Genomic DNA, 24538 nt, shown 5'->3' on the forward strand with positions numbered 1-24538 from the left:
TATTATGAAGACAAGAGATGAGGATATTATATCCATACGCGTAGAAATTCCCAATGCTAAAGTAAGCTCTCTCACCTTAAGCTTGGAATCTTTTCAAAATTCGACCTTAAGACCTATCGCTAAATTTCAAAATGACATTTTACTATCTATTTTTGAAAATTATATCATTCGCTATAAAAATGCATTCCATAAACTTGGACATGAGGAAAAGCTTAAATACATTGAGAATACCGTCAAGAAAGACTCAAAATTTAAAAATCTTATAAGGGGAATCTTTATGGGGCATTTTACAATTGAAGAGTATAAATTTTATATTGAAAATGCTTCTGAAATTAATAAAAGAATCATCAATTTAACTAAAGAACGCTTACAAACTGAGATCCACTATTTTGAAAAACAAAGTGCGCAAAACTCTTCCGAGCTTAAAACACCCTAAGCGTTTAAGTTTTAAACGTAAACCTATCCAGAATCAAATTCCAGGTAAAATAACCTATGTAGGTGAGGGAACTTCGGAGGATACAGTCATAAATGTGATCAGTTATAATGAGGAGAAGGTCATTTATAATAACAATTGTTCTATAGAAAAAGTGCTCGATCTAGTCACTCACGAACCTCAATTCAAACACTGGATCAATTTTATAGGAGTCCATGATGTCGAAAAATTATCCAAACTTGGTTCCCTATTAAATATTCATCCTTTAGTGCTTGAAGATATAGCCAATACAAAGCAACGCCCAAAATTGGATGAGTTTGAAGATTATGTATTTTTTGCTTTAAAAATGATCTACCATAACGAAACAGACCTATTGATTAAAAATCATTTTGGACTTGTTTTTAATAAGTCTTATATCATTTCGTTTCAGCAATCTCATGATATTATTTTCAATTCTATTCGAGAGCGTATTCATAATAAAGTAGGAAGAATTCGTATAAGGAATACAGACTATCTCTTTTATGCCCTAATAGATGCAGTTGTGGATAATTACTACAATTTATTAGAAACCATTGAAGAAAAAATTCAAGACCTTGAGGAAAGAATAATTGAAGATGCTAGCAAAGCTTCAACCTCAGAAATACAGTTACTGAAACGAGAGATTTTAAGCATTAGAAAGGCTGTTTTTCCTGCAAAAGAACTTATAAACAAGCTGCAGATCTCAAAACATCCGCTTTATGATAAATCTACAAAAGCATACATTGCCGATCTATACGATCATATTCTTCAGGTCACAGAAAATATTGATATCTACAGAGAAATTGTTTGGGGATTGATGGACATGTATATGGGTAGCTTAAGCATTAAGATGAATGAAGTCATGAAAGTGTTGACTATTATGTCTACTATATTTATTCCACTAACATTTTTAGCAGGTATCTACGGGATGAACTTTGACTATATGCCGGAACTCAATATTAAATCTGGATATTTTATCGTTTGGGGAATCATGATATTAATGACTGCTCTCCTAATTTTCTATTTCAGAAAAAAGAAATGGTTTTAAAGTTTTAAACTCACCTTATTAAGAATTAAACCTGAGGCTTGAGCAATATGCTCAAGCTTTATTTTATGACTTCCGTCGATGGTTTTTTCTAATTCTTCCAAGCTTATCTTATGTCTCCCAAGATCGATTAAGGCACCCATCATCAATCTAATTTGTTGACGTTTGAAACCTTCTCCTACTACCTTCAATACAAAACTTTGGTTTGGGAAAAAGTTGGCAGTATAGATATCGTTTTCTGTGAGTTCGCAGCGTTCAATGTTCCCCTCCGTCTTGGTTTCCGGATTAGGTCTGAACGTAAAGGAATAAAAATCATGCTCTCCTTCGAAAAGCTTAGCCCCTAGTTTCATCAACTCAATATCAAGGTCTTCTTGCAAATTCACCATGAATGGAGCACAAAACGGGTGCATTTTTTCTTTTACGCAGAAAAAATAAAAGTATTCTTTAATTTTTGGATGCTGAATAATATTAAAATCGGCAGTCGTCTCTTCAATAGACAAAGCCCTTATATCTTGAGGAAGATTTTTATTGAATTGCTCTAGAAAGGTTTCCAAATCAAGTTCGTCTTCATAAATAAACAATTCAATATAGGTTTGGTTTGCAGATACCATAGCATCTGTACGCCCAGCAGCAAGAACCTTAAAGCGCTGATTCTCCAATATAAAATTTAGAGTTTTGTGGAGCATATGTTCAACGGTAAGGACATCAGGTTGCTTTTGCCAGCCGTGATACCGAAAGCCTAAATACTGAAGCTGAATGAGATAGTAGAAGCGTTTATACTGCATTTTAAACTAAAATCAAATTAACACTTATTTTTTATTTCGTCGCTCCAAAACCTCCACAACATCCTTAAGTTCAAATCCTTTTTGCTGAAGTAAAATCAGATAATGAAAAAGCAAATCTGCACTTTCATTCAAAAATAAATTATCATCGCTATCTTTAGCTTCAATAACAACTTCAACAGCCTCCTCTCCTACTTTTTGTGCTATTTTATTAATTCCTTCTTCGAATAAACTAGCGATATAACTTTCTTTGGGATTAGCTTCCAGCTTGCGTTGAGCAATGGTTGATTCTAAGTTGGTTAGGAACCCAAAAGTAGTTTTGTTATCCTCTTTCCAGCAGGTATCTGCTCCTGTGTGGCAGGTTGGCCCATTGGGATGAACATTGACGAGCAAAGTGTCATTATCACAATCTACCTTAATATCCACCAAATCCAAAGTATGACCACTCTCTTCGCCTTTAGTCCAAAGTCTTTCTTTACTTCTGCTATAAAAAGTCACCAATTTGGTTTCAATGGTTTTTTTGTATGCTTCTTCGTTCATGTACCCTAGCATTAGAACAGTTTTGGTACTAGCATCTTGGACAATGACTGGCACCAGACCACTTTTATCTTTCTTAAAATCTATAGTCATAGTTAGTTTTTTAAATTCTTATGGAAATTCCTTTAGCCTTGAGTTCTTGCTTTAGGTCTGGAATTTCTATTTCTTTGAAATGAAAAACACTAGCCGCAAGAGCTGCATCTGCTTTTCCTAGTTTAAAGGTATCCTCGAAATGTTGAATTGTTCCTGCGCCTCCTGAAGCGATAATAGGAATGTGAAGCTCATCAGAGAGTCGGGCTAAGGCTTCATTAGCAAAACCCTTCTTAGTTCCATCATTATCCATTGAAGTGAACAAAATCTCTCCAGCACCAAGCTCTTGAACTTCTTTGGCCCACTCGAACAAATCTAATTCTGTAGGTTGTTTTCCTCCAACCAAATGAACTTTCCAATGTCCATTTATTTGTTTGGCATCAATAGCAACCACGACACATTGGGAACCAAATCGCTGAGCTACTTCTGAAATTAATTTTGGGTTTTTCACTGCAGCAGAATTTATCGAAACTTTATCTGCACCAGATTTTAATAACAAAGCCACATCCTCCACCGAAGCAATACCTCCACCTACCGTAAAGGGGATATTGATATGTTTCGCAATGTCTTCAACCAATTGCGCTAAGGTTTTACGGCGTTCTTCTGTTGCTGAAATATCTAAGAAAACCAACTCATCAGCAAAGTTTTCAGCATAAATTTTGGCTAATTCTACTGGGTCACCAGCATCTCTTAATTCAACAAAATTTACGCCTTTTACCGTTCGGCCATTCTTAATATCTAAACAGGGTATAATACGTTTTGTAAGCAATGTTTTTTCGTTTTTTAGTGTTCTAAAACAAACTTTTCCAGTTCTTTCAAACTGATTTTGTTTTCATAAATAGCTTTTCCAATAATCACACCTTCACAGCCTATTTCCAAAACATCTTCAAGATCTTTCAAATTTGAAATTCCCCCTGACGCTATTAGTTTCAAATCTGGATTATTCATTAAAATGGATCTGTACAAGTCTGTAGAAGGACCTTGTAACATACCGTCTTTAGAAATATCTGTAGAAATAACATAGTCGATACCATGAGCTACAAAATCTTTGATAAACTTTTCAATTTCCAAGTTTGAAGCCTTTTTCCATCCACCCGTAGCGATCTTTCCATCTTTAGCATCTGCCCCTAAGATAATTTTTTGAGAACCAAATTGAGTTAGCCACTCTAAAAATAGTGATGTATTGGTAACGGCTACGCTCCCTCCCGTAATTTGTTGTGCTCCAGAATCAAAAGCAATTTTCAGGTCTTTATCGGTCTTTAAACCACCTCCAAAATCAATTTTGAGACGGGTATGTGTTGCTATATCTTCTAGTATTTTATGATTCACAATGTGTTTGGACTTAGCACCATCTAGATCTACTAAATGTAAATACTCAATTCCACTATCTTCGAAAGCCTTGGCAACCTCAAGCGGATTTTCATTATAAACTTTTTTAGTATTATAATCGCCTTTGGAGAGTCTCACACATTGGCCATCTATTATGTCTATTGCAGGAATTATTCTCATCGTATTTCAATAAAATTCTTTAAAATTTGTTCACCTATTTTGCCACTTTTTTCTGGGTGGAATTGTACTCCATAAAAATTATTTTTATGAAGCGCAACACTATAGTCTACTCCATAACTGGAATTAGCAATACTATCTCGATACGCTGGAACATAGAAACTATGCACTAAGTACATATAGGAGTTTTCTTCTACACCTTTAAAAAGGTCTGTTTTTAGGTCAATAATTGTATTCCATCCTACTTGTGGTACTTTGAGTTGATTGTTAAACTTCACAACCTTTGTATCGAATATGTTCAAGCCCCTGGTATCGCCTTCTTCACAATAGCTACACATCAATTGCATTCCTAAACAGATCCCTAAAACAGGTTGTTCTAAAGTTGGAATAAGGAGATCTAGTCCTGTGCTCTTTAGCATTTTCATAGCGCTACTAGCTTCTCCAACTCCTGGAAAAATAACGCGATCTGCTCCTTTTATAGTCTTAGTACTACTTGTTAGTTCTGAGGAGTATCCTAGTCTCTGTAAAGCAAACTCAATACTTTTAACATTGCCAGCTCCATAATCTATTATTGCAATCTTCATCTAAAGTTGTCCTTTTGTGCTTGGTAAAATCATTTTTTCCGCATCTCGCTTTACAGCCATTTTTATAGATTTTGCAAAAGCTTTAAAGATAGCTTCAATTTTATGATGCTCATTGTCTCCTTCGGCTTTTATGTTCAAATTGCATTTTGCGCCATCTGTAAAGGACTTAAAAAAGTGCATAAACATTTCTGTAGGCATCTCTCCTATTTTCTCTCTTTGAAAATCAGCATCCCAAACTAACCAATTACGGCCACCAAAATCTATAGCAACTTGGGCTAAACTATCGTCCATTGGTAAGCAAAATCCATAACGTTCTATGCCTAATTTTGATCCTAAAGCCTTAGCGAAAACTTCACCTAGCACGATGGCCACATCTTCAATAGTATGGTGTTCGTCAACTTCCAAATCCCCTTCAGCTTTCAATTCTATATCTATTTGGCCATGTCGAGCTACTTGGTCTAGCATGTGATCAAAAAAATGAAGTCCCGTAGAAATGTTACTCTTACCAGTGCCATCTAGATTTATGCTAATTTCAATATTGGTTTCTTTAGTTGTTCGCTTTAGACTAACGGTTCTTCGTTCTAACTTTAGATAGTCATAAATGGATTTCCAAGTATTGGTACTAAGTCCAATATAAGATTCCAATTCAGTATTAGAAGATTCTACTTCTCCTAGTCCTAAATCTGTCTTATTATCTATAAAAATACCCTTAGCACCCAAATTTTTTGCCAACTCAACGTCAGTAAGCCGATCTCCGATGACAAAAGAATTTTCCATATCGTACTCAGATTCAAAATACTTCGTCAATAAGCCTGTTTTCGGCTTTCTAGTGGGTGCATTATCTTTTGGAAAGGTTTTATCTATGTAGATATCTTCGAACTCAACACCTTCATTTTTAAAGGCGTGAATGATAAAGTCTTGGACTGGCCAGAAGGTAGCTTCAGGGTAAATATCAGTCCCTAAACCATCTTGATTGGTGATCATGACCAATTCATAATCTAGTTCTGATGCAATTTTATTCATGTAAGTAAATACTTCTGGATAAAATTCTAGTTTCTCAAAACTATCAATTTGTTCGTCTGCTGGCTCTTTAATGAGCGTACCATCTCTGTCTATAAATAGAACTTTTTTCATGAATTAAGGTCTTTTATGGTGTTGAGTAAAGTTTGGTTTTGTTCTGGTGTGCCCACCGTAAACCTTAAGCAATTCTCACATAATGGTTGATTCGTTCTATTTCTAACTACTATTTTTTTCTCTAACAATTGGCCATACCTCAGGTTTGCATTATCTACTCGGCAGAGTAAAAAATTAGATTCTGAAGGAAAAACATGTTGTATCCAACTCACTTTTTTTAACTCGTTTGCTACCAATTCTCTTTCAGATTTGATGATTTGAACTTGAAATATATAAGTATCAAAGTTTTGAATCACCTCTAGAGCTTTAGTCTGGCTGAGTTGATTAATATTATATGGAGGCTTTATTTTATTGAGAACTGCAATAATACGTTCGCTGGCAAAACACATTCCCACTCGAATTCCTGCATGAGCTAGAGCCTTTGAGAAGGTTTGAGTGATAATCAAATTCGGGAAATCATTCAATTCAGAGATAAATGAACTACTCGTTGCAAAATCGATGTAAGCCTCATCAATAACCACTAATCCAGAAAAATGACCTAGGATGTTTTTTACATCGTTGATTTGTAATAAGTTTCCTGAAGGATTGTTTGGAGAACAAATAAAAATCAATTTGGTTTTATCTGTGATGGCCGACAACACTCCTTGAACATCAATTTGAAATCCTTCCTTCAAAGGGACTTGAACTGTTTTTATATCATTAAGATTCGCCAATACGTCATACATACCATAGGTAGGAGGCATAGTGATAATCTCATCCTCTTTTGGTTCGCAAAAAGCTCTGAAAATGAGATCAAGAACTTCGTCGCTTCCATTTCCTAAAACAATATTTTGTTTTGGAATTTGTTTAATCTTAGAAATAGCATCCTTTAAAGCATTTTGATAGGGATCTGGATATCTATTATAATCAGAATCGAATGGATTCTCATTAGCATCCAAAAACAGATAATTTTGTTTATCAGCATTAAATTCGTCTCTTGCGGACGAATATGCAGACATATTTTTTACATTTTTTCTTATGAGGTTATCTAAAATCATTCGCTAATGTATTAATTATTTTCAACCGCTTTTCGTCTTAAAGTCATCGCATTTTTATGAGCTTGAAGGCCTTCGGCCTCTGCCATAAGTTCTACTGCTTCACCAATTCCTTTAATTCCTTCCTCTGTAATTTTTTGATAGGTAATCGCTTTGTTGAAACTATCTAGATTTACACCACTGTACTGCTTAGCGTACCCATTGGTAGGTAAAGTATGGTTGGTTCCAGAAGCATAATCTCCTGCACTTTCTGGAGTGTATTTTCCTATGAAAACGGAACCTGCATTATTGATATTGTCAACATAAAAATCATCGTCTTTGGTAGAGATAATAAAGTGTTCTGGACCATAGAAGTCGATTAATTCTAGAGCTGAATCTTGGTCTTTTACCAGTATGAATTTTGAATTTTCAATAGCTTTAGAGGCCATTTCCTTTCTTGGTAAAACTTCTAATTGCTCTTTGATTGCTCTTTGCACGGCAGTAATCGTGTCTTCATCTGTAGACACTAAAACCACTTGAGAGTCAACGCCATGCTCTGCCTGACTTAACAAGTCTGAAGCTACAAATTCAGGATTTGCCGTTTCATCTGCAACAATTAGTAGTTCTGAAGGGCCTGCTGGCATATCAATAGACACATCGAAAGTGGTGGACACTTGTTTGGCGACAGTTACATATTGGTTCCCTGGCCCGAAGATCTTATAAACTTTTGGAATGCTTTCTGTTCCAAAAGTCATGGCTCCAATAGCTTGGATTCCTCCTACCTTAAAAATTTTATTGATTCCACAAAGTTCAGCAGTATATAAAGTAACAGGATTTATTTTACCTTCCTTGTTTGGTGGCGTGCACAATACAATCTCACTACATCCAGCGATCTTCGCGGGCACGGCCAACATCAAAACAGTAGAAAATAGAGAAGCTGTTCCACCTGGTATATATAAGCCCACTTTTTGTATGGGTTTTTTAGCTTGCCAACAGGTCACCCCAGGTTGTGTTTCTACCCTAACAGGTTCTGTTTTTTGAGCTTCGTGAAACTTAGAAATATTAGATTTAGCTAATTGGATAGCAGATTTTAACGGATCTGAAACTTGGTGTTGAGCATTTTCAATTTCTGTGGTCGTCACCCTGAGATCTTTTAAATCTGCTCCATCGAACATGCTAGTATACTTTAATACAGCTTCGTCCCCAGTCTGTTGAATATTCTTAAAGATGTCATCTACTGTGGTTTCGATATCTTTAAAAGTACGCGTAGGTCGTTTTAAGAGTTCGGACCAGTCTTCTCTCTTTGGAAATTGGATCGTTTTCATTATAAAATCATTTTTTCGATTGGAGTTACAATTATGCTTTCTGCTCCTGCAGATTTTAATTCGTCTATAATTTCCCAAAACTTCTCTTGGGTAATAACAGTGTGTACGGAACTCCAGTTAGATTCTGCAAGAGGCATAATTGTAGGACTCTTCATACCAGGTAGAATCTTAATAATATCTTCAAGTTTATCGTTTGGAGCATTCAACAATACATATTTAGAATTTTCAGCTCTCAAAACAGAATCAATTCTAAACATCAACTTATCCAGTAATTCTTGCTTCTCTTTGGATAAAGTAGGAGAACTTGCTAAAACAGCTTCACTGTTTAAAATAACATCAGATTCCTTTAGATTATTTTTGAACAAAGTACTACCGCTAGATACTATATCGCAAATAGCATCTGCAAGACCGATGTTAGGAGCAATTTCAACAGAACCTGTTATCAAGTGAATATTAGCATTTACCCCTTGTTTATCCAGGTATTTCTGAAGTGTATTTGGGTAAGATGTAGCAATCTGCATGCCTTCTAGATCTTTAACGCCTTTCATAGTAGACTGCTTTGGAATTGCCAAAGACACTTTACATTTAGAAAATCCCAAACGTCTTTGGATAATAAGGTCATCTCCCTTTTCATAAAGAAGGTTTTCCCCCACTATGGCTAAGTCTGCAATGCCATCTCTCAAGTACTGTGGAATATCTCCATTTCTAAGGTAAAAGATCTCTAAAGGAAAATTAGAGGCCTCTACCTTAAGCTGGTCTCTTCCATTATCGATGGAAATCCCACAATTTTTTAGAATTTTAAGGGATTCATCGTGTAACCTTCCTGATTTCTGTATCGCTATTTTAAGTTTTTCCATAGTATTGATTCTCGTTTTTTAAATTAAAAAACCCGTTAGAGCATAGTGCTCAAACGGGTTTTGTATATGATTAACTATCTACATATTACATTCCAACCGCGTTGAGCGTATTAGATAAATAATGATGTAGGTTGTAATTTTTCATCGCAGTGCAAATTTAGAATAAAATATGTAATCCTAAAAGAGTTCGCTTTTTTTATGACAAAATTAGTTATTTCCTAATATGATAGGCATACCATTTTCTCCAGAACCTATTACAATAATTTTAGAATTTTCAGATTTAGAAAGTTCAATTGTAGCTTGGATTCCTTTTTCCTTCAAGATATTTTCAGACAGAGAAGCATTTAAAATCTCATTGGCACGAGCTTTACCTTCAGCTTCAATTTCTTGACGTTGTTTTTCTTTAGTCGCTTTTTCTAAACGAAACTCATATTCCAATGACTCTTGTTCTTGCTTCAATTTTCTCTCAATCGCTTGTTTAATAGTTGGTGGTAATGAGACATCTCTTACCAAAATTCTATTGACTTGAACATATTGATTTTTCAGTAATTGATTGGTTTCATCATATATTTCATTTTGAATTGATTCTCTTTTTTGAGCATACAATTCATCAGGCTTGTACCGACCAACAACTGCTCTTGTCGCAGATCTTACAGCAGGTTGTATCAATCTAGAAATATATTTCTGTCCTCGTTCTTTGTGCAATAAACCAAGTTGATCATAAGTTGGTTCAAACCAAATTGTAGCATCAAGTTTAATGTCTAGACCGTTTGAAGATAAAACTTGCATAGATTCATCTATAGTTTGTTGTCTCACCTCATAAATAAAAACAGTGTTCCAAGGAGCTACAATATGAAAACCCTCTTTTAGAGGTTCGCCATCCGTAACTACTCCACCATCAAAACGTTTAAATAAAACTCCAGCCTCACCAGAATTGACGTTCACTGTTGAATTTGCTATAAAAATGATTGCAATCACCACTGCTATAATGATAGGTACAATCGCCTTAGGTAATCTTTCCATAATAATTTAATTTAAATTAGGCCTTTATATTTTCTATAAAACCATTCTGAACTCAAAGTTAATGCTAATAATAGGATAAGCAATTCGAAATCGACTAAAAGCTGTGTTTTTTGGATGGATTTTTGGATGGATTTAACGTCTCTTGACTTTAAATTTAAAATAAGTTCCTCTCTATTTGAAAATATATATAAATCCTTTTCTTCTACAAGTCGTCTTAAACCTTTATAATTTGAATTTTCAAATTGAAGTTCGCTAGAATAGTTTAAAATCTGAAATTGTCCAATTTTAGAAATATCAACATCCATCCCTTTTATTACATAAGCATAGGTTCCCGGCTCTAAATCTGAAAGATTATAAGTATAGCTATCTCCATCTGAAAGTAGTCTTGATTCTATTGCTTTTTTTGTCTCAAGATTTTCAAAACGAATACTGAAATTAAAGCTAGGATTTACTTCAAAATTAGCATCATAATACTTAGCTCTTAATTCGTTTGATTCTCCAGAATTAATCACTGGACTCACCTCCACCGATAAGCTGTTTTTAGACTTCACTTGTGATAAATACTGAAGGATCTTTTGGAAGGTCTGGTCGAATTTTTCAAAATCCGAATGTTTAACATAATAGCTAGCTCTCCACTTCCAGAAGTTTTCACCAAATAAAAAAGAGCGTTTTATATTAGAATCTGAATCAAACACCCATAATGGAGAATCCAATTCTACTCCATTTACTTTTTTATTTAAAAAAATTGAAAAATTAGTTGTCAAATTGATATCCCCAAACTTATCTAAAACAGGTGGGTAGGATTTAAAATTTGAATCCTCAATTTGAAACAGACCAAAATCAGTATTTAAAGTAGCAGAATACTCTTCAGTAGTAGGTATTAATTCTTTTTCAAATCCTAAATCCAACCGATTTAAAAATCCATAGTCGGTTTGTGAACCCCCGATGAGAAAATAATTCAATTGGTTAGCATTTATTTCATTAAAAACTTTCCGAAATGAAGATTGAGGTTGGTATAAAATCAGCAAGTCATATTCAGAATAGTCAATAAAATCTGAGGTGGCTTTTGTAAAAAGTTCCATCTCTTTATTGGTTTCCAGAATCCTTTTAAAAAATCCCAAGTCCGGATGTATAATATCTGAGATTAGTAAAATTTTAGAGCGAGAATCTATGACCTTTAGAGATACACTTTTTTCATTATTCGTTAAGTTCTTTTCATTTTGAAGAGGCTCTAGCTTGGCCTTAAGCAGCTTCATCCCTACTGGTTTTGCTTTAAGTTGGAACTCAACTTTAGTGGAACCCTTAGCAGGAATTGTAATTGATCTGGAAGCGAGTTTTACATTGTTCTCAACTATACTTAAGGTTTGAGTCGTGTTTATAGATGTATTCTGACTAACAAATATTTCTAAAGGAAATTCGTTGTTGAAATAAGCAAACTCATTGAGGTTTATAAAATCGATTTTAGAGTCTTTATATGAAGTGGTATCGCCTAACACTAAAATTGAAGAGGATAGAGGTTCAGGGAACGATTTGTAATAGTAGTCCTCCCCAAAAGTTTGATTCCCATCTGTCAACATTACAAATGAAGACGACTCTTCTTTACTTATTTCATAAGCATAATCTATAACTTTCGAAATGTTTGTTGAGGATTCTGTAAACCCAAGTGTATCAGTTAATATGTTGAATTGATTCCCAAAGGAAAATAAACTTAAATCATATTTAGAATTTAGTTCATCATCTGTCCTAATTTTTTTTATAAAATCATTGATTTCTCTGCTATCAGAAAGTTTATGGATAGATTCAGAATTATCAATAGCAAATGTGAGCTTAGGCTTTTCAATACTGAGTTCTGTGGAGTTGATTTCAGGATTTATAAGTAATAAGCCTATCAAAAAAAAAGACAAAAATCTAAAAAGTGCGAGCACTCTTTGAGTTTTGTCTTTTAGTAATTTATGATATAATAAAAATGCCAATCCCAATGCACATGCAAAATTTAAAAGAAGCAATAGCAAAAATTGACTTGTCATAATTAATTTTTAAGTATACATTCCTCCATCTACACTTAAGGTCTGCCCAGTGATGTAGGTACTCATATCGCTAGCTAAAAACACACACGCATTGGCTATATCTTCTGGCTTTCCACCTCTTTTAAGAGGTATAGCTTGTCTCCAACCCTCCACTGTTTTTTCATCTAATTTTTCTGTCATTTCAGTTTCTATGAATCCTGGCGCTACCACATTTGATCGTATATTTCTAGAACCTAATTCTAAAGCTACGGATTTAGAAAAACCAATGATTCCTGCTTTTGAAGCTGAATAATTGGCTTGCCCAGGATTTCCCTTGATACCAACAACAGAACTTATATTGATAATGCTTCCGTGTCTCTGCTTTAACATAGGTCTTAAAACGGCTTTTGTCAAATTAAAAACAGAATTCAAATTTACCTTAATAACTTTATCAAAATCGTCTTCACTCATCCTCATCAAGAGATTGTCTTTTGTAATTCCTGCATTGTTGATAAGAACATCGATACCGCCAAAATCTTTGATAACTTCATCTGCTAACTTTTGAGCTTGTTCAAAATCAGAAGCGTCAGATTGATATGCTTTTGCTATCACTCCAAAGGTTTTAAGATGATCTTCCAACTCTTTAGCAGAACTTGAAGATGAATTATAGGTAAAGGCAACATTGGCTCCGTGTTGAGCGAAAATTTCAGCAATACCTTTTCCTATTCCTCGGCTTCCACCAGTAATAATTACATTTTTTTTGTCAAGTAGTTTCATAGATTGTATAGATTTTGACATAAAAAGCCTTTACTTTTATAGTAAAGGCTTTTAGAATTTTAAATAATTTATTTGGAAAGTACTTCAGCTACTTTTTTACCAATTTCAGCTGGAGAATCCACGACGTGGATACCAGAATCCTTCAATATGGCTTTTTTCGCCTGAGCTGTATCTTCACTTCCACCTACAATAGCACCAGCATGTCCCATAGTTCTTCCAGCAGGAGCAGTTTCACCAGCAATAAAGCCTATAACAGGTTTTTTGCTTCCACTTTCTTTATACCATTTTGCAGCTTCTGCCTCCAATTGTCCACCAATTTCACCAATCATGACCACACATTCAGTTTCTGGGTCATTCACCAACATCTCTACAGCCTCTTTTGTGGTAGTTCCAATAATAGGATCTCCTCCAATACCAATAGCTGTGGTAATACCATAACCTTCTTTAACCACTTGGTCTGCTGCTTCGTAAGTTAAGGTTCCAGACTTTGAAACAATACCAACTTTTCCTTTTTTGAAAACAAACCCTGGCATGATACCAACTTTAGCCTCTCCAGGTGTAATCACACCAGGACAGTTAGGACCAATAAGTCTACAGTCTTTATCTTTAATGTAATCTGAAGCCTTAATCATGTCTGAAACAGGAATACCTTCTGTAATAGCTATAATGACTTTAATACCAGCATCTGCTGCTTCCATAATAGCATCAGCGGCGAAAGCTGGTGGAACAAAGATAATAGAGGTATCTGCTCCAGCTTTTTCAACAGCATCAGAAACTGTATTGAAAACTGGTCTTCCCAAATGGGTAGTTCCTCCTTTGCCTGGAGTCACACCACCAACTACGTTGGTTCCATAGTCTATCATTTGTTCGGCGTGAAATGATCCTTCACTTCCAGTAAATCCCTGAACAATAATTTTTGAATTTTTGTTGACTAAAACGCTCATATATGTTTTTAATTTTTGTTGAACAAAAGTAATTTTTTAAGACGAGGCTTAAAAATTATATAGTTATTTAATTGCTTAATTATACTTCATTTATAAAAGAGAGGATACCTTCTAAAGCATCGTCGCAAGGTTGAGACATAATATAACCTCTGTAAAGCTTATTGTCTTTTATTTCCCAAACGCTAAAAAAGTCTGCCAATCCAATCAATTCTTGAGATTCAACCGTTTCTACATTATAAGTAAATCTCACAAACACTTGGTTATCTTCTTGGACTATATGTGAAAATTCAGGAGACATATTTTCAAAAGATTTCCCCATTTCTATAGACATCTTATAAAATTTGTCAAAATCGAACTGAAAAAAACCCCTACTGCTATTCCAGTCTATTTTTAGTTTTGGATGTATAAATTTCTCAATTCAGATTGATCTTTATAGTATTTGGAAGTAAAAAAATTTGTGACCAATTTTTTGTAATCTAAACTCATAAATTTTTAATTTTTTTAATAATTTCTGGTATCCTTCTGATGTAGGCTAATTCTCTGTATTTAGTTTTTACATCCTCTGCTGGAGTTCCAAAATAAGTTGCATTTGGTTTTAGGTTTTTACTAATCCCAGATTGGGCCAAAATAATAGCTTTTGTCCCTATAGTTAGTCCGCTGGCTACACCAACTTGTCCCCATATGGTGACTTCATCTTCTACGACAACACAACCTGCTAACCCTGTTTGTGAGGCAATAAGACACTTCTTCCCTATTGTTGTATCATGTCCAATTTGGACTTGGTTATCTATTTTTGTGCCTTTTCCTATGAGTGTGATTCCAGACACCCCTTTATCGATAGTACACAGTGCTCCAATCTCTACATCGTCTTCAATTTTAACACTACCTCCCGATAGTAATTTATCGTGATGTGAAGGACGGTTTTTATAATAAAAAGCGTCTGCACCTAAAACAGTGCCTGCATGAATCTGAACCTTATTGCCAACCTCTACACCATCGTATATTGAAACATTACTATGAATGATACAATTGTTGCCAATCTTCACATTATTCCCGATAAAAACGTTTGGTTGGATAACTGTATTATGACCAATGGAAGCTGTTTTTGAAATTTGGGCATCTGCCGCTGTAAACGGTGAAAAGTGACGGGTAATTTTATTGAAATCTGAAAACGGATCTTCAGAAATCAATAGCGCCTTCCCTTCAGGGCAATCTACTTTTTTATTGATAAGTATTACGCTTGCTTTAGATTCTAAAGCCTTATCGTAATATTTAGGGTGGTCTACAAATACAATATCTCCTTCTTCTACAACATGAATTTCATTTATACCTTGAATTTCAAAATATTGATCACCAATAAATTCAGAATTAATGAGTTCAGAAATTTCTAAAAGAGACTGTGGTTGTGGAAACTTCATTCAGCTTAGTTTATTATTCTTTAATTCGTTCTTTATAAGTTCCCTTTTCAGTTTCAACCTTCACCTTATCACCTTCATTGATGAACAAAGGAACGTTTACTTCTGCACCAGTTTCTAAAGTTGCAGATTTTGTAGCATTTGTAGCGGTATTTCCTTTTACACCCGGCTCCGTTTGAGTCACTTCTAAAACAACGTGAGGAGGCATATCTACAGATAAAGGAAGATTATCCTCTGTGTTGATAAGTATAGTTACCACCTCCCCTTCTTTAAGTAAATTTGGCATATCTAATGCCGCTTGAAGAAGTCTGATCTGTGTGAAATCTTCAACATGCATAAAGTAATAAAATTCACCTTCCTTATACAGAAACTGGTATTTGTGAGTTTCTACTCTTACTTCTTCAATTTTGTGTCCTGAGGAAAACGTATTATCAATAACTTTTCCTGTCGTAACACTTTTTAATTTAGTCCGCACAAAAGCAGGACCTTTTCCAGGTTTAACGTGTAAGAATTCTGTTACCTTAAATATATCGTGGTTATATCTTATGCATAAACCATTTCTAATGTCGCTTGTTGTTGCCATATGTGTTTAGTTTGAAAAATATCCTTTCATAATTCCTCTCTGGGAATCTTTTATAAATTGTAATATTTCGTCTCGTTCTGGAGTAGCTTCCATTTCTGCTTCAATAATAGAAAGGGCTTGTGTATTGTTGTAATTCTTTTGATAAAGAATCCTATAAATATTTTGAATTTCTCTTATTTTATCGGTATCAAAACCTCTCCGTCTTAGGCCTACAGAATTAATCCCAACGTAGGATAAGGGCTCTCTTCCTGCTTTCACAAACGGAGGAACATCTTTTCTTACTAGCGATCCTCCTGTGATAAAAGCATGACGTCCAATGCTACAAAATTGCTGAACCGCGGTCATCCCTGCTAAGACTGCATAGTCTCCGACGGTAATATGACCCGCTAATGTACTATTATTGGAAAACACACAATTATCACCTACAACGCAATCATGGGCAATATGGCAATAAGCCATAATCCAACAATTTTTTCCAATCTTAGTCTTCATTCTATCATTGGTACCTCTGTTGATGGTTACACATTCTCTAATCGTGGTATTATCACCTATTTCGGTAATAGTGTCTTCATCTTCAAATTTTTTATCTTGTGGAACTGCTGAAATTACGGAGCCTGGAAAAATACTTACGTTTTTTCCGATTCGAGCGCCTTCCATAATGGTAACATTAGAACCAATCCAAGTTCCCTCTCCAATTTCTACGTCGTTGTGAATAGTAGTAAAAGGTTCAATAACTACATTTTTGGCGATTTTTGCACCTGGGTGAACGTATGCTAAAGGTTGATTCATTTTATTTAGTTTTTACGATTTTGGCCATGAGTTCGGCCTCACATGCTAATTTATCATTGGCATAAGCATAACCTTGCATGTGACAAATACCACGTCGAATTGGAGATATTAATTCTAGTTTAAAAATAAGCGTATCTCCAGGTACAACCTGTTGTTTAAATTTAACATTATCTATCTTGATAAAATAGGTCAAGTAATTTTCTGGATCGTCCACCGTACTTAAGGCTAAGATACCGCCAGTTTGAGCCATAGCTTCTATCTGAAGAACACCTGGCATTACTGGTTTACCTGGAAAATGTCCTACAAAGAAAGGTTCATTCATGGTCACATTTTTAGTTCCAATAACCGACCTATCTGTTAATTCAAAAATTTTATCAACCAGTAAAAAAGGCGGCCTGTGAGGTAATCTATTCATGATTTCAGTTACATCATAAAGTGGTGGTTTATTAAGATCAAATTTTGGAACTTTATTACGCTTTTCAGCTTTTATTATTTTCGCTAACTTTTTAGCAAATTGAGTGTTAATGGTATGACCAGGCTTATTGGCTATCACCTTTCCTCTTATATGTGTTCCTACTAATGCCAAATCTCCAATTACATCTAACAGTTTATGCCTTGCTGCCTCATTTGGATAATGAAGAGTAAGATTGTCTAAAATCCCATTGGGCTTTATTGAAATTTCATTTTTTCCAAAAGCTTCTTTTAGGCGTTCCATCGTATCTGGAGATAGTTCTTTATCTACATAGACAATGGCATTGTTAAGATCTCCACCTTTTATTAATCCATTGGTTAACATCGCTTCTAGCTCATGTAAAAAACTAAAAGTTCTTGAATCTGCAATTTCTTTTTTGAAATCACTCATCTTATTTAAATAAGCGTTTTGCGTTCCCAACACCTTTGTTCCAAAATCCACCATGGTAGTCACTTGGTATTCATTGGAAGGCATCACAAGGATTTCTGAACCAGTCTCTTCATCTGAAAAAGAAATCACATCTTCCACGATAAACTCATCTCTTGGAGCATCTTGTTCTACGATACCAGCTTCTTCAAGAGCTTCCACGAAAAACTTTGAAGAACCATCCATTATTGGGGGCTCAGAAGCGTTTAATTCTAAAAGAATATTATCAACTCCCATCCCTACACAAGCTGCAAGTACGTGCTCTGAAGTCTGAATAACAACTCCATTTTTTTCTAGACTTGTTCCTCGATCGGTATTGGTTACTAAACTTGCATCCGCAGGAATAATAGGTTCTCCTTCTAGATCAACTCTTTTAAAAGCAAATCCATGATTGATAGGAGCAGGTTTAAAAGTTAAAGTTACATTTTGACCTGTATGAAGCCCCACTCCATACAAGGAGACCTCTTTTTTTATAGTAGTTTGATTATTAATTTTCATTCTTTGGAAATTGTTTTTCAATATGATCTATGCGGCTTACTATTTTTTGAAAATTTCTAAAATGCACGTAGGATTTATTAAAGTCGCTATATCCAAAGGCTGGAGAGCCTTGTATAGCTTCATCATCTTTTATATTCCTTCCAACACCTGTTTGAGCTTGAATTTTTACACGGTCACCTATTTTTATATGCCCTGCAATACCGACTTGTCCTCCTATCAAACAGTTCTTTCCGATTTTACTTGATCCTGCAATACCCGTTTGGGCTGCAATTGCCGTATGCTCACCAATCTCAACATTATGTGCAATTTGAATTTGATTATCTAGCTTCACACCTTTACGAATAATAGTAGATCCTAATGTAGCTCTGTCTATTGTAGTCGCAGCACCTATATCTACAAAATCTTCTATTATGACATTACCTATTTGTGGTATTTTGGAATATTCTCCATTTTCTGAAGGCATAAATCCAAACCCATCGGCACCTATTATAACTCCGCTATGAAGTGTACAATGATTACCTATTTGGGTTTCAGAATAAATTTTGCTACCAGCAAAAATGGTGACATCGTTTCCTATAGTAACATTATCACCTATATATACATTTGGATAAATTTTCACATTATCTCCTAAAACGACATCTTCTCCTATGTAGGTAAAAGCTCCAATGTAAATGTTTTCACCTAGTTTAGCTGTCTCCGATATAGAGCTTGGTGTTTCAATACCCTTTTTATCTAATTTTATCTGATTGTAGACTTCAAGTAATTTTGAAAATGCTTCATAAGAATCTTCAACTTTAATCAAGGTTGTTGATATATCTTGACTTTTCTCGAAGTTTTTATTGACAATACAAATGCTAGCTTGAGTTTCGTATATATGTGACGTATATTTTGGATTGGATAAAAAGGTTAGTGATCCTTCTTTGCCTTCCTCTATCTTAGAAAGCTTGTTGACTTCAACATCTGGATTTCCCACGATGTCTCCGTCTAATATATCCGCAATTTGTTGGGCTGTAAATTTCATTATGGCAAAAATAGAAAAAAACCGTTAATTATAGGTTTTTGGATAACATATGTAGTGCTTTACTACAGTTTTGGATAATGCTTTTAGATTGAGCTGGTCTGAAGCCGAGGACACGTCCTTTATTTTTCCGTTTTTATACAGAATATTAATATGTTCCTTATCAGGCTGATAAGCTAAATTGGAGGTGGTTCCTTCGAATACAAAATACTCTGCTTCTTCTTCAGAAAGCTTATAATTTTTAATAACTTTAGATAAATGAGACTTTAGTTTTTTTTGATCAAAAGGTTCATTTTTCAGTTTAATCTTCAACAAATCTCTATTCAAAATCATTTTACTCAATTTACTCAAAACAAAGTCATCGTGATTTTGCCAGATCTTTAAGGCTGAAAAGATATCATAGTCATCCAATTTTGAAAAAAGTTGGAGAGTGATATTATCAAAATTTTCAGAGTTAATATGATGTCTCAAAAAGTAATTTAGGACTGAATTTTCCGTCTGATCATCTGTTTTTTCAAAAATATATTTGGCTCTTCTCAATAACCTAATGAGAAGTTGTTCTGCACTTAAACTTGTTTTATGCAAATAGACCTGCCAATACATCAGACGTCTAGCTACCAAGAATTTTTCGATAGAATAAATTCCTTTTTCTTCTACAACCAATTTATCATCAACTACATTCAGCATATAAATAAGGCGCTCACTATTGATGTTGCCTTCTGCCACTCCTGTATAAAAGCTATCTCGCTTTAAATAGTCCAAACGATCTATATCTAACTGACTTGAAATGAGTTGACATAAAAATTTCTTGTCGTGATTTCCTCTGAAAATATCAATAGCTAAAGTGAGCTGTCCCTGGAACTCAATATTTAATTTATTCATAAATTCCAATGATAGATATTCATGGCTAAGATCACTAACTATAGAATGCTCTAAGGCATGAGAAAAGGGCCCATGACCTATATCATGAAGTAAAATGGCAATCAGTACGGCTTCCTCCTCCTCTTCTGAAATGTCAACGCCTTTAGACTTTAAGATATCGACAGCCTTCTTCATGAGATGAAGACATCCTAAGGCATGATGAAATCTTGTATGATTGGCTCCTGGATAAACTAGATGAGATAGCCCCATTTGAGTAATTCTCCTCAGCCTCTGAAAGTATGGATGCTCAATGAGATCAAAAATTAGCGTGCTTGGTATCGTAATAAATCCATAAATTGGATCGTTTATTATTTTAAGTTTGTTCCTTTGGTTCAAATCAGTTTTTTTATAATACAAATATAAAGCTATATATGTCAAAGATAAAAGTACTATGGGCAGATGATGAAATAGATTTGCTAAAGCCACACATTTTGTTTCTTGAAAAAAAATCTTATGAAGTGACAACTTGTAAAAGTGGGTCTGAAGCTGTAGATGAAGTGAAGCAAAATAGATTTGATATTGTTTTTTTAGATGAAAACATGCCAGGGCTTACAGGGCTGGAAACACTTCATGAAATAAAGGCCATCAGAACAGACCTCCCTGTGATTATGATTACCAAAAGTGAGGAAGAATATATCATGGAAGAAGCGATTGGTTCTAAAATAGCCGACTATCTTATTAAACCCGTCAATCCAAACCAAATCCTCCTAAGTCTAAAGAAAAATCTAGACCACACCCGACTAGTTTCAGAAAAGACAACACTCAATTACCAACAGGAGTTTAGAAAAATAGCCATGGAATTGACTGATGTGGATTCCTTTCAAGAATGGGTAGACTTATATTTGAAATTGATTTATTGGGAATTAGAGTTAGAAAATGTTGAAGATACAGGGATGTTTGAAATTCTTACATCTCAAAAAAATGAAGCTAACATCGAATTTTGTAAGTTTATAGAGAAAAATTATTCAACATGGTTCGATAAAGGTGTTGAAGCTCCAACTCTATCTCACACTCTTTTTAAGTCAAAAATACTACCTGAAATATCTAAACAGCAGCCTACTCTATTAGTCGTCATTGATAACTTAAGATACGACCAATGGAAATCTTTTGAGCCTATAATAGCAAATCACTATAAGAAAATTAAAGAAGAACCTTTTTATAGTATTCTCCCCACTGCTACACAATATGCGAGAAATGCTATTTTTTCGGGTCTCATGCCTTCCGATATGGAGAAAATCTATCCGGAATATTGGTTGAATGACACAGAAGAAGGAGGGAAAAATCTATATGAAGAGGAATTTCTCAGAGCTCAACTAAAACGCCTTGGAAAAGAGTATAAAACTCAATACCATAAAATCACTAATGTTACTAAAGGAAGAAAATTAGCAGATAATTTTAGAAGTCAAAAAGATAACGACCTGACCGTTTTGGTGTATAATTTCGTCGATATGTTATCGCATTCGAAAACAGAATTAGAAGTCATAAAAGAATTGGCTTCAAACGATAAATCGTATAGATCTCTAACTCAAAGTTGGTTTAAAAACTCTCCTTTACTGGATATCATACAACAAGCTCAAAGTTTAGGTTTTAAATTGATTTTGACTACAGATCATGGGACTATCAACGTTAAAAACCCTTCAAAAGTAGTTGGTGATAAAAACACCAGTTTAAACTTAAGATATAAAACAGGGAAAAGTTTAACTTATAATGAAAAGGATGTTGTGGTCGCAAAAGATCCTAAAAAAATACATTTGCCCAGTATCAATATGTCTAGTTCTTTTATTTTTGCGAAAGAGAATTACTTTTTAGCCTATCCTAATAATTTCAATTATTATGTGAATTACTACAGAAATTCCTATCAACACGGAGGAATTTCATTAGAAGAAATGATCATTCCTTTCGCCGTGTTAGAACCTAGATAAAAAATATGACTTTCACTTACCGATTAAGCGATATAGAAAGTACTGCTTCTCAAATTCTGAAGTATGTAAAATCTAAAAATATTCTTTTTTCAGGAGAAATGGGCTCAGGAAAAACAACCTTAATAAAAGAACTTGTAAAACAATCGGGAAGTAAAGACCGTGTCTCCAGCCCAACATATTCGTTGGTCAACGAGTATGAAGGAATAACCAATTCTGTTTATCATTTTGATTTTTATAGAATTGAAGATGAACTAGAAGCGTATGACATGGGTTTTGAAGAATATCTTGACTCCTCTCACCAAGTCTTTATAGAATGGCCTGAGAAAATCCCAAATTTATGGCCACAACACTATAGCTTATTAGAATTTACAGCAGAAGATGAACAAACAAGAACTATTGTATTGACTGAGTTTTAAAGATTATAAGAGAGTTTCCGATTAATTTTAATTATTTTAGCCCTAGTAATCATCACCATGAATCAACACTCTTCAAATTCTCCTTTTACAACTTCAGAATTGCTTCCTCAGGAAGAAATGCTAGAAATAAAGCGCTCTAAAGGACAGCTATTTATAGGTTTACCAAAAGAAACGTCTTATCAAGAAAAACGGGTTTGCCTCACTCCAGATGCGGTAAATGCGCTTACAGCAAATGGCCATCGGGTCCTTATTGAAAGTGGAGCTGGAAACCAAGCTAATTTTAGTGACAGAGATTATAGTGAAGCTGGGGGTGAAATTATTAAAAGCACTCAAAAGGTTTTTGCATGCCCGATAGTTTTGAAGGTCGCACCTCCCTCTGAAGATGAGTTGGAGTTGATGAAGCCTAAATCTATTCTTATTTCAACTTTACAACTTAAAACCAGAAAAAAATCATACTGTGAAACTTTAGCAAATAAAAGAATCACAGCATTGGCGTTTGAATTTATAAAGGATCAATTTGGAGGTTATCCTGCGGTAAGAGCTTTAAGTGAAATTGCAGGAACATCTTCCATTTTAATTGCTGCAGAGTATTTATCTAATATGTCTGGCGGCAACGGACTTATGTTTGGAAACATAAGTGGGGTACCCCCTATAGAGGTGGTTATTCTTGGAGCGGGAACGGTAGGAGAGTTTGCAGCCAGAAGCGCTTTGGGACTGGGTGCGGGTATAAAAGTTTTTGACAGTTCCCTTACCAAATTGCGCTGTTTACAAAATAATGTTGGAAGGTCCTTGTTCACCTCCACCCTTCAACCTAAAATCTTACTTAAAGCTCTAAAAAGAGCAGATGTAGTTATTGGAGCCGTAAGAGGACAAAATAGAGCTCCTGTAGTTGTCACTGAAGAAATGGTAAAAAAGATGAAGAAAGGAGCTGTTATTATTGATGTGAGCATCGATATGGGAGGATGTATAGAAACTTCATCGATGACAACTCACGATCAACCTACTATGGAAAAACATGGAGTGATACATTATTGTGTTCCCAATATACCTTCGCGATATTCTAGAACAGCATCGCTTTCTATCAGCAACATTTTCACTCCTTACTTGCTCGATATTGGTGAAGAAGGAGGCTTAGAACACGCTTTAAGAACAGATGCAGGTCTCAGGAACGGTTTGTATTTTTATCATGGAATTCTTACTAATAAATCAGTGGCAGATTGGTTCGATCTGAATCACAGAGATCCTAATTTACTTATTTTCTAAATTTATTTTATGAAATTTATTCATAGACTCGGCTATTACTCATCAGGCTTTGTTGTTGGTATTATCATGCTGATGTTTTTCTTAGGTGGCAAAAAAACATCCTGTGACTGGGGCTTGGATTCCAGAGTTTTAAAAAATATTCGCATTAAAGATCGCGTCGTTACTAATGAAGCTTTAGAGTTTTTTAATCAGAAAAAAATAGATACCTCTTCTATCTCCTATATTTTGAAGTCTGGAGATGTTAACTTTAAAGAAAGTAATATCGAAGCAAAGCCTTGCAAAATTTATCAAATTGAAGGTGAAATCAATGAAGAAAGATTAGGCTTGATTTTTGAAAACTGCGACTCTATAGCCACCTTAAAAAGAGTCTTTAATTTAAAGTAATTTAGCTCTTTTATGTAAACTTTTATTTTATGTTTGCTTGTATAAATCCAATCTAGCATGAAAAGAATCATAATCGATTACAAAAAACTTACGCCAGAAATTTTATCCTTATTAGTTCAAAAGTATCCTGATGGATATGATGACAGAGATGTTTTAGTCTTTAAAAACTCTAAAAATGATACGGTAGAAGCTGTTGAAGTCAAAACGGAAGACACCATATATTTGGTAAAAATAAGTACAAGGTTGGAAGACACCATGATAAAATTTGATGTGGAGAATTATGAAGTTGAAGAAATGGATATGAATTTTGTTGATTTGCCTCAGAAAGGAGAAGATGACGAAAATGAAGATTAAATA

General features: G+C 34.6%; 27 protein-coding genes. 7 read left to right on the forward strand and 20 right to left on the reverse strand.

Annotated elements, in window-relative coordinates:
• Positions 1 to 4 precede the first annotated feature (4 nt).
• Positions 5 to 436 carry a glyoxalase gene (locus P700755_RS17605; RefSeq protein WP_015025964.1) on the forward strand — a complete coding sequence of 144 codons (432 nt, stop codon included), beginning with the start codon at positions 5 to 7 and terminating at the stop codon, positions 434 to 436.
• Positions 402 to 1499, forward strand: coding sequence for a magnesium/cobalt transporter CorA (corA, locus tag P700755_RS17610; protein WP_015025965.1), 1098 nt, complete (start codon positions 402 to 404; stop codon positions 1497 to 1499). Before P700755_RS17605 ends, corA begins: the two co-directional genes overlap by 35 nt.
• Here corA and P700755_RS17615 read toward each other — a convergent pair.
• The 20 genes from P700755_RS17615 to P700755_RS17710 form a co-directional block, all read right to left on the reverse strand.
• On the reverse strand, positions 1496 to 2281 hold the full coding sequence (locus P700755_RS17615) for a tRNA pseudouridine synthase A (RefSeq protein WP_015025966.1): 786 nt from the start codon (positions 2279 to 2281) through the stop codon (positions 1496 to 1498). The two genes, corA and P700755_RS17615, sit on opposite strands and share 4 nt — an antisense overlap.
• A gap of 24 nt (positions 2282 to 2305) precedes the next feature.
• Positions 2306 to 2908 (reverse strand): bifunctional phosphoribosyl-AMP cyclohydrolase/phosphoribosyl-ATP diphosphatase HisIE, encoded by a 603-nt coding sequence (hisIE, locus tag P700755_RS17620; protein WP_015025967.1) that lies wholly within the window; start codon positions 2906 to 2908, stop codon positions 2306 to 2308.
• Positions 2909 to 2918: 10 nt separating this feature from the next.
• Positions 2919 to 3674: an imidazole glycerol phosphate synthase subunit HisF gene (gene hisF, locus P700755_RS17625; RefSeq protein WP_015025968.1), complete on the reverse strand. Its 756-nt coding sequence runs from the start codon at positions 3672 to 3674 to the stop codon at positions 2919 to 2921.
• Between the two features lie 14 nt (positions 3675 to 3688).
• On the reverse strand, positions 3689 to 4414 hold the full coding sequence (gene hisA, locus P700755_RS17630; RefSeq protein WP_015025969.1) for a 1-(5-phosphoribosyl)-5-[(5-phosphoribosylamino)methylideneamino]imidazole-4-carboxamide isomerase: 726 nt from the start codon (positions 4412 to 4414) through the stop codon (positions 3689 to 3691).
• Positions 4411 to 4995 (reverse strand): imidazole glycerol phosphate synthase subunit HisH, encoded by a 585-nt coding sequence (hisH, locus tag P700755_RS17635; RefSeq protein WP_015025970.1) that lies wholly within the window; start codon positions 4993 to 4995, stop codon positions 4411 to 4413. The genes hisA and hisH overlap by 4 nt, the downstream gene beginning before the upstream one ends.
• A complete protein-coding gene (hisB, locus tag P700755_RS17640) occupies positions 4996 to 6129 on the reverse strand; it encodes a bifunctional histidinol-phosphatase/imidazoleglycerol-phosphate dehydratase HisB (RefSeq protein WP_015025971.1) in 1134 nt (377 codons plus the stop codon).
• A complete protein-coding gene (hisC, locus tag P700755_RS17645) occupies positions 6126 to 7166 on the reverse strand; it encodes a histidinol-phosphate transaminase (protein WP_015025972.1) in 1041 nt (346 codons plus the stop codon). The genes hisB and hisC overlap by 4 nt, the downstream gene beginning before the upstream one ends.
• A gap of 11 nt (positions 7167 to 7177) precedes the next feature.
• Positions 7178 to 8467: a histidinol dehydrogenase gene (hisD, locus tag P700755_RS17650; protein WP_015025973.1), complete on the reverse strand. Its 1290-nt coding sequence runs from the start codon at positions 8465 to 8467 to the stop codon at positions 7178 to 7180.
• A complete protein-coding gene (gene hisG / locus P700755_RS17655; RefSeq protein ID WP_015025974.1) occupies positions 8467 to 9324 on the reverse strand; it encodes an ATP phosphoribosyltransferase in 858 nt (285 codons plus the stop codon). Before hisG ends, hisD begins: the two co-directional genes overlap by 1 nt.
• A 207-nt stretch (positions 9325 to 9531) precedes the next feature.
• Entirely contained in the window at positions 9532 to 10347 is an 816-nt protein-coding gene (locus P700755_RS17660) for a prohibitin family protein (RefSeq protein WP_015025975.1), read from the reverse strand.
• Positions 10348 to 10358: 11 nt separating this feature from the next.
• Positions 10359 to 12374 (reverse strand): vWA domain-containing protein, encoded by a 2016-nt coding sequence (locus P700755_RS17665; RefSeq protein WP_015025976.1) that lies wholly within the window; start codon positions 12372 to 12374, stop codon positions 10359 to 10361.
• Between the two features lie 9 nt (positions 12375 to 12383).
• Positions 12384 to 13130, reverse strand: coding sequence for a 3-oxoacyl-[acyl-carrier-protein] reductase (gene fabG, locus P700755_RS17670; protein ID WP_041758510.1), 747 nt, complete (start codon positions 13128 to 13130; stop codon positions 12384 to 12386).
• Positions 13131 to 13198: 68 nt separating this feature from the next.
• Positions 13199 to 14074, reverse strand: coding sequence for a succinate--CoA ligase subunit alpha (sucD, locus tag P700755_RS17675; protein WP_015025978.1), 876 nt, complete (start codon positions 14072 to 14074; stop codon positions 13199 to 13201).
• Positions 14075 to 14153: 79 nt separating this feature from the next.
• Positions 14154 to 14405 carry a hypothetical protein gene (locus tag P700755_RS20925; RefSeq protein ID WP_245535968.1) on the reverse strand — a complete coding sequence of 84 codons (252 nt, stop codon included), beginning with the start codon at positions 14403 to 14405 and terminating at the stop codon, positions 14154 to 14156.
• A 151-nt stretch (positions 14406 to 14556) separates the two neighbouring features.
• Positions 14557 to 15492, reverse strand: a complete 936-nt coding sequence (lpxD, locus tag P700755_RS17685; RefSeq protein WP_015025980.1) for a UDP-3-O-(3-hydroxymyristoyl)glucosamine N-acyltransferase — start codon at positions 15490 to 15492, stop codon at positions 14557 to 14559.
• 13 nt (positions 15493 to 15505) lie between these two features.
• Positions 15506 to 16072, reverse strand: coding sequence for an elongation factor P (gene efp / locus P700755_RS17690; protein ID WP_015025981.1), 567 nt, complete (start codon positions 16070 to 16072; stop codon positions 15506 to 15508).
• Between the two features lie 6 nt (positions 16073 to 16078).
• Positions 16079 to 16861, reverse strand: coding sequence for an acyl-ACP--UDP-N-acetylglucosamine O-acyltransferase (lpxA, locus tag P700755_RS17695; protein ID WP_015025982.1), 783 nt, complete (start codon positions 16859 to 16861; stop codon positions 16079 to 16081).
• A 1-nt stretch (position 16862) separates the two neighbouring features.
• Positions 16863 to 18257 carry a bifunctional UDP-3-O-[3-hydroxymyristoyl] N-acetylglucosamine deacetylase/3-hydroxyacyl-ACP dehydratase gene (locus P700755_RS17700; protein ID WP_015025983.1) on the reverse strand — a complete coding sequence of 465 codons (1395 nt, stop codon included), beginning with the start codon at positions 18255 to 18257 and terminating at the stop codon, positions 16863 to 16865.
• Positions 18247 to 19278 carry a UDP-3-O-(3-hydroxymyristoyl)glucosamine N-acyltransferase gene (lpxD, locus tag P700755_RS17705; protein ID WP_015025984.1) on the reverse strand — a complete coding sequence of 344 codons (1032 nt, stop codon included), beginning with the start codon at positions 19276 to 19278 and terminating at the stop codon, positions 18247 to 18249. The genes P700755_RS17700 and lpxD (P700755_RS17705) overlap by 11 nt, the downstream gene beginning before the upstream one ends.
• A 24-nt stretch (positions 19279 to 19302) precedes the next feature.
• Positions 19303 to 20532, reverse strand: a complete 1230-nt coding sequence (locus tag P700755_RS17710) for an HD domain-containing protein (protein WP_015025985.1) — start codon at positions 20530 to 20532, stop codon at positions 19303 to 19305.
• A 35-nt stretch (positions 20533 to 20567) separates the two neighbouring features.
• Here P700755_RS17710 and porX point away from each other — a divergent pair, with 35 nt between their 5' ends.
• From porX to P700755_RS17735, 5 genes are read left to right on the forward strand one after another with little or no spacing between them, the layout of a single operon-like run.
• A complete protein-coding gene (gene porX, locus P700755_RS17715) occupies positions 20568 to 22118 on the forward strand; it encodes a T9SS response regulator signal transducer PorX (protein ID WP_015025986.1) in 1551 nt (516 codons plus the stop codon).
• Positions 22119 to 22123: 5 nt separating this feature from the next.
• Positions 22124 to 22534 carry a tRNA (adenosine(37)-N6)-threonylcarbamoyltransferase complex ATPase subunit type 1 TsaE gene (gene tsaE, locus P700755_RS17720; RefSeq protein WP_015025987.1) on the forward strand — a complete coding sequence of 137 codons (411 nt, stop codon included), beginning with the start codon at positions 22124 to 22126 and terminating at the stop codon, positions 22532 to 22534.
• A 57-nt stretch (positions 22535 to 22591) separates the two neighbouring features.
• Entirely contained in the window at positions 22592 to 23797 is a 1206-nt protein-coding gene (locus P700755_RS17725) for an alanine dehydrogenase (protein ID WP_015025988.1), read from the forward strand.
• Between the two features lie 9 nt (positions 23798 to 23806).
• Complete coding sequence (locus P700755_RS17730) at positions 23807 to 24181, forward strand: DUF4258 domain-containing protein (RefSeq protein ID WP_015025989.1); 375 nt, start codon at positions 23807 to 23809, stop codon at positions 24179 to 24181.
• 57 nt (positions 24182 to 24238) lie between these two features.
• Positions 24239 to 24535, forward strand: a complete 297-nt coding sequence (locus P700755_RS17735) for a hypothetical protein (RefSeq protein WP_015025990.1) — start codon at positions 24239 to 24241, stop codon at positions 24533 to 24535.
• Positions 24536 to 24538: the final 3 nt, after the last annotated feature.

The organism is Psychroflexus torquis ATCC 700755, from assembly GCF_000153485.2.
GTDB lineage: Bacteria > Bacteroidota > Bacteroidia > Flavobacteriales > Flavobacteriaceae > Psychroflexus > Psychroflexus torquis.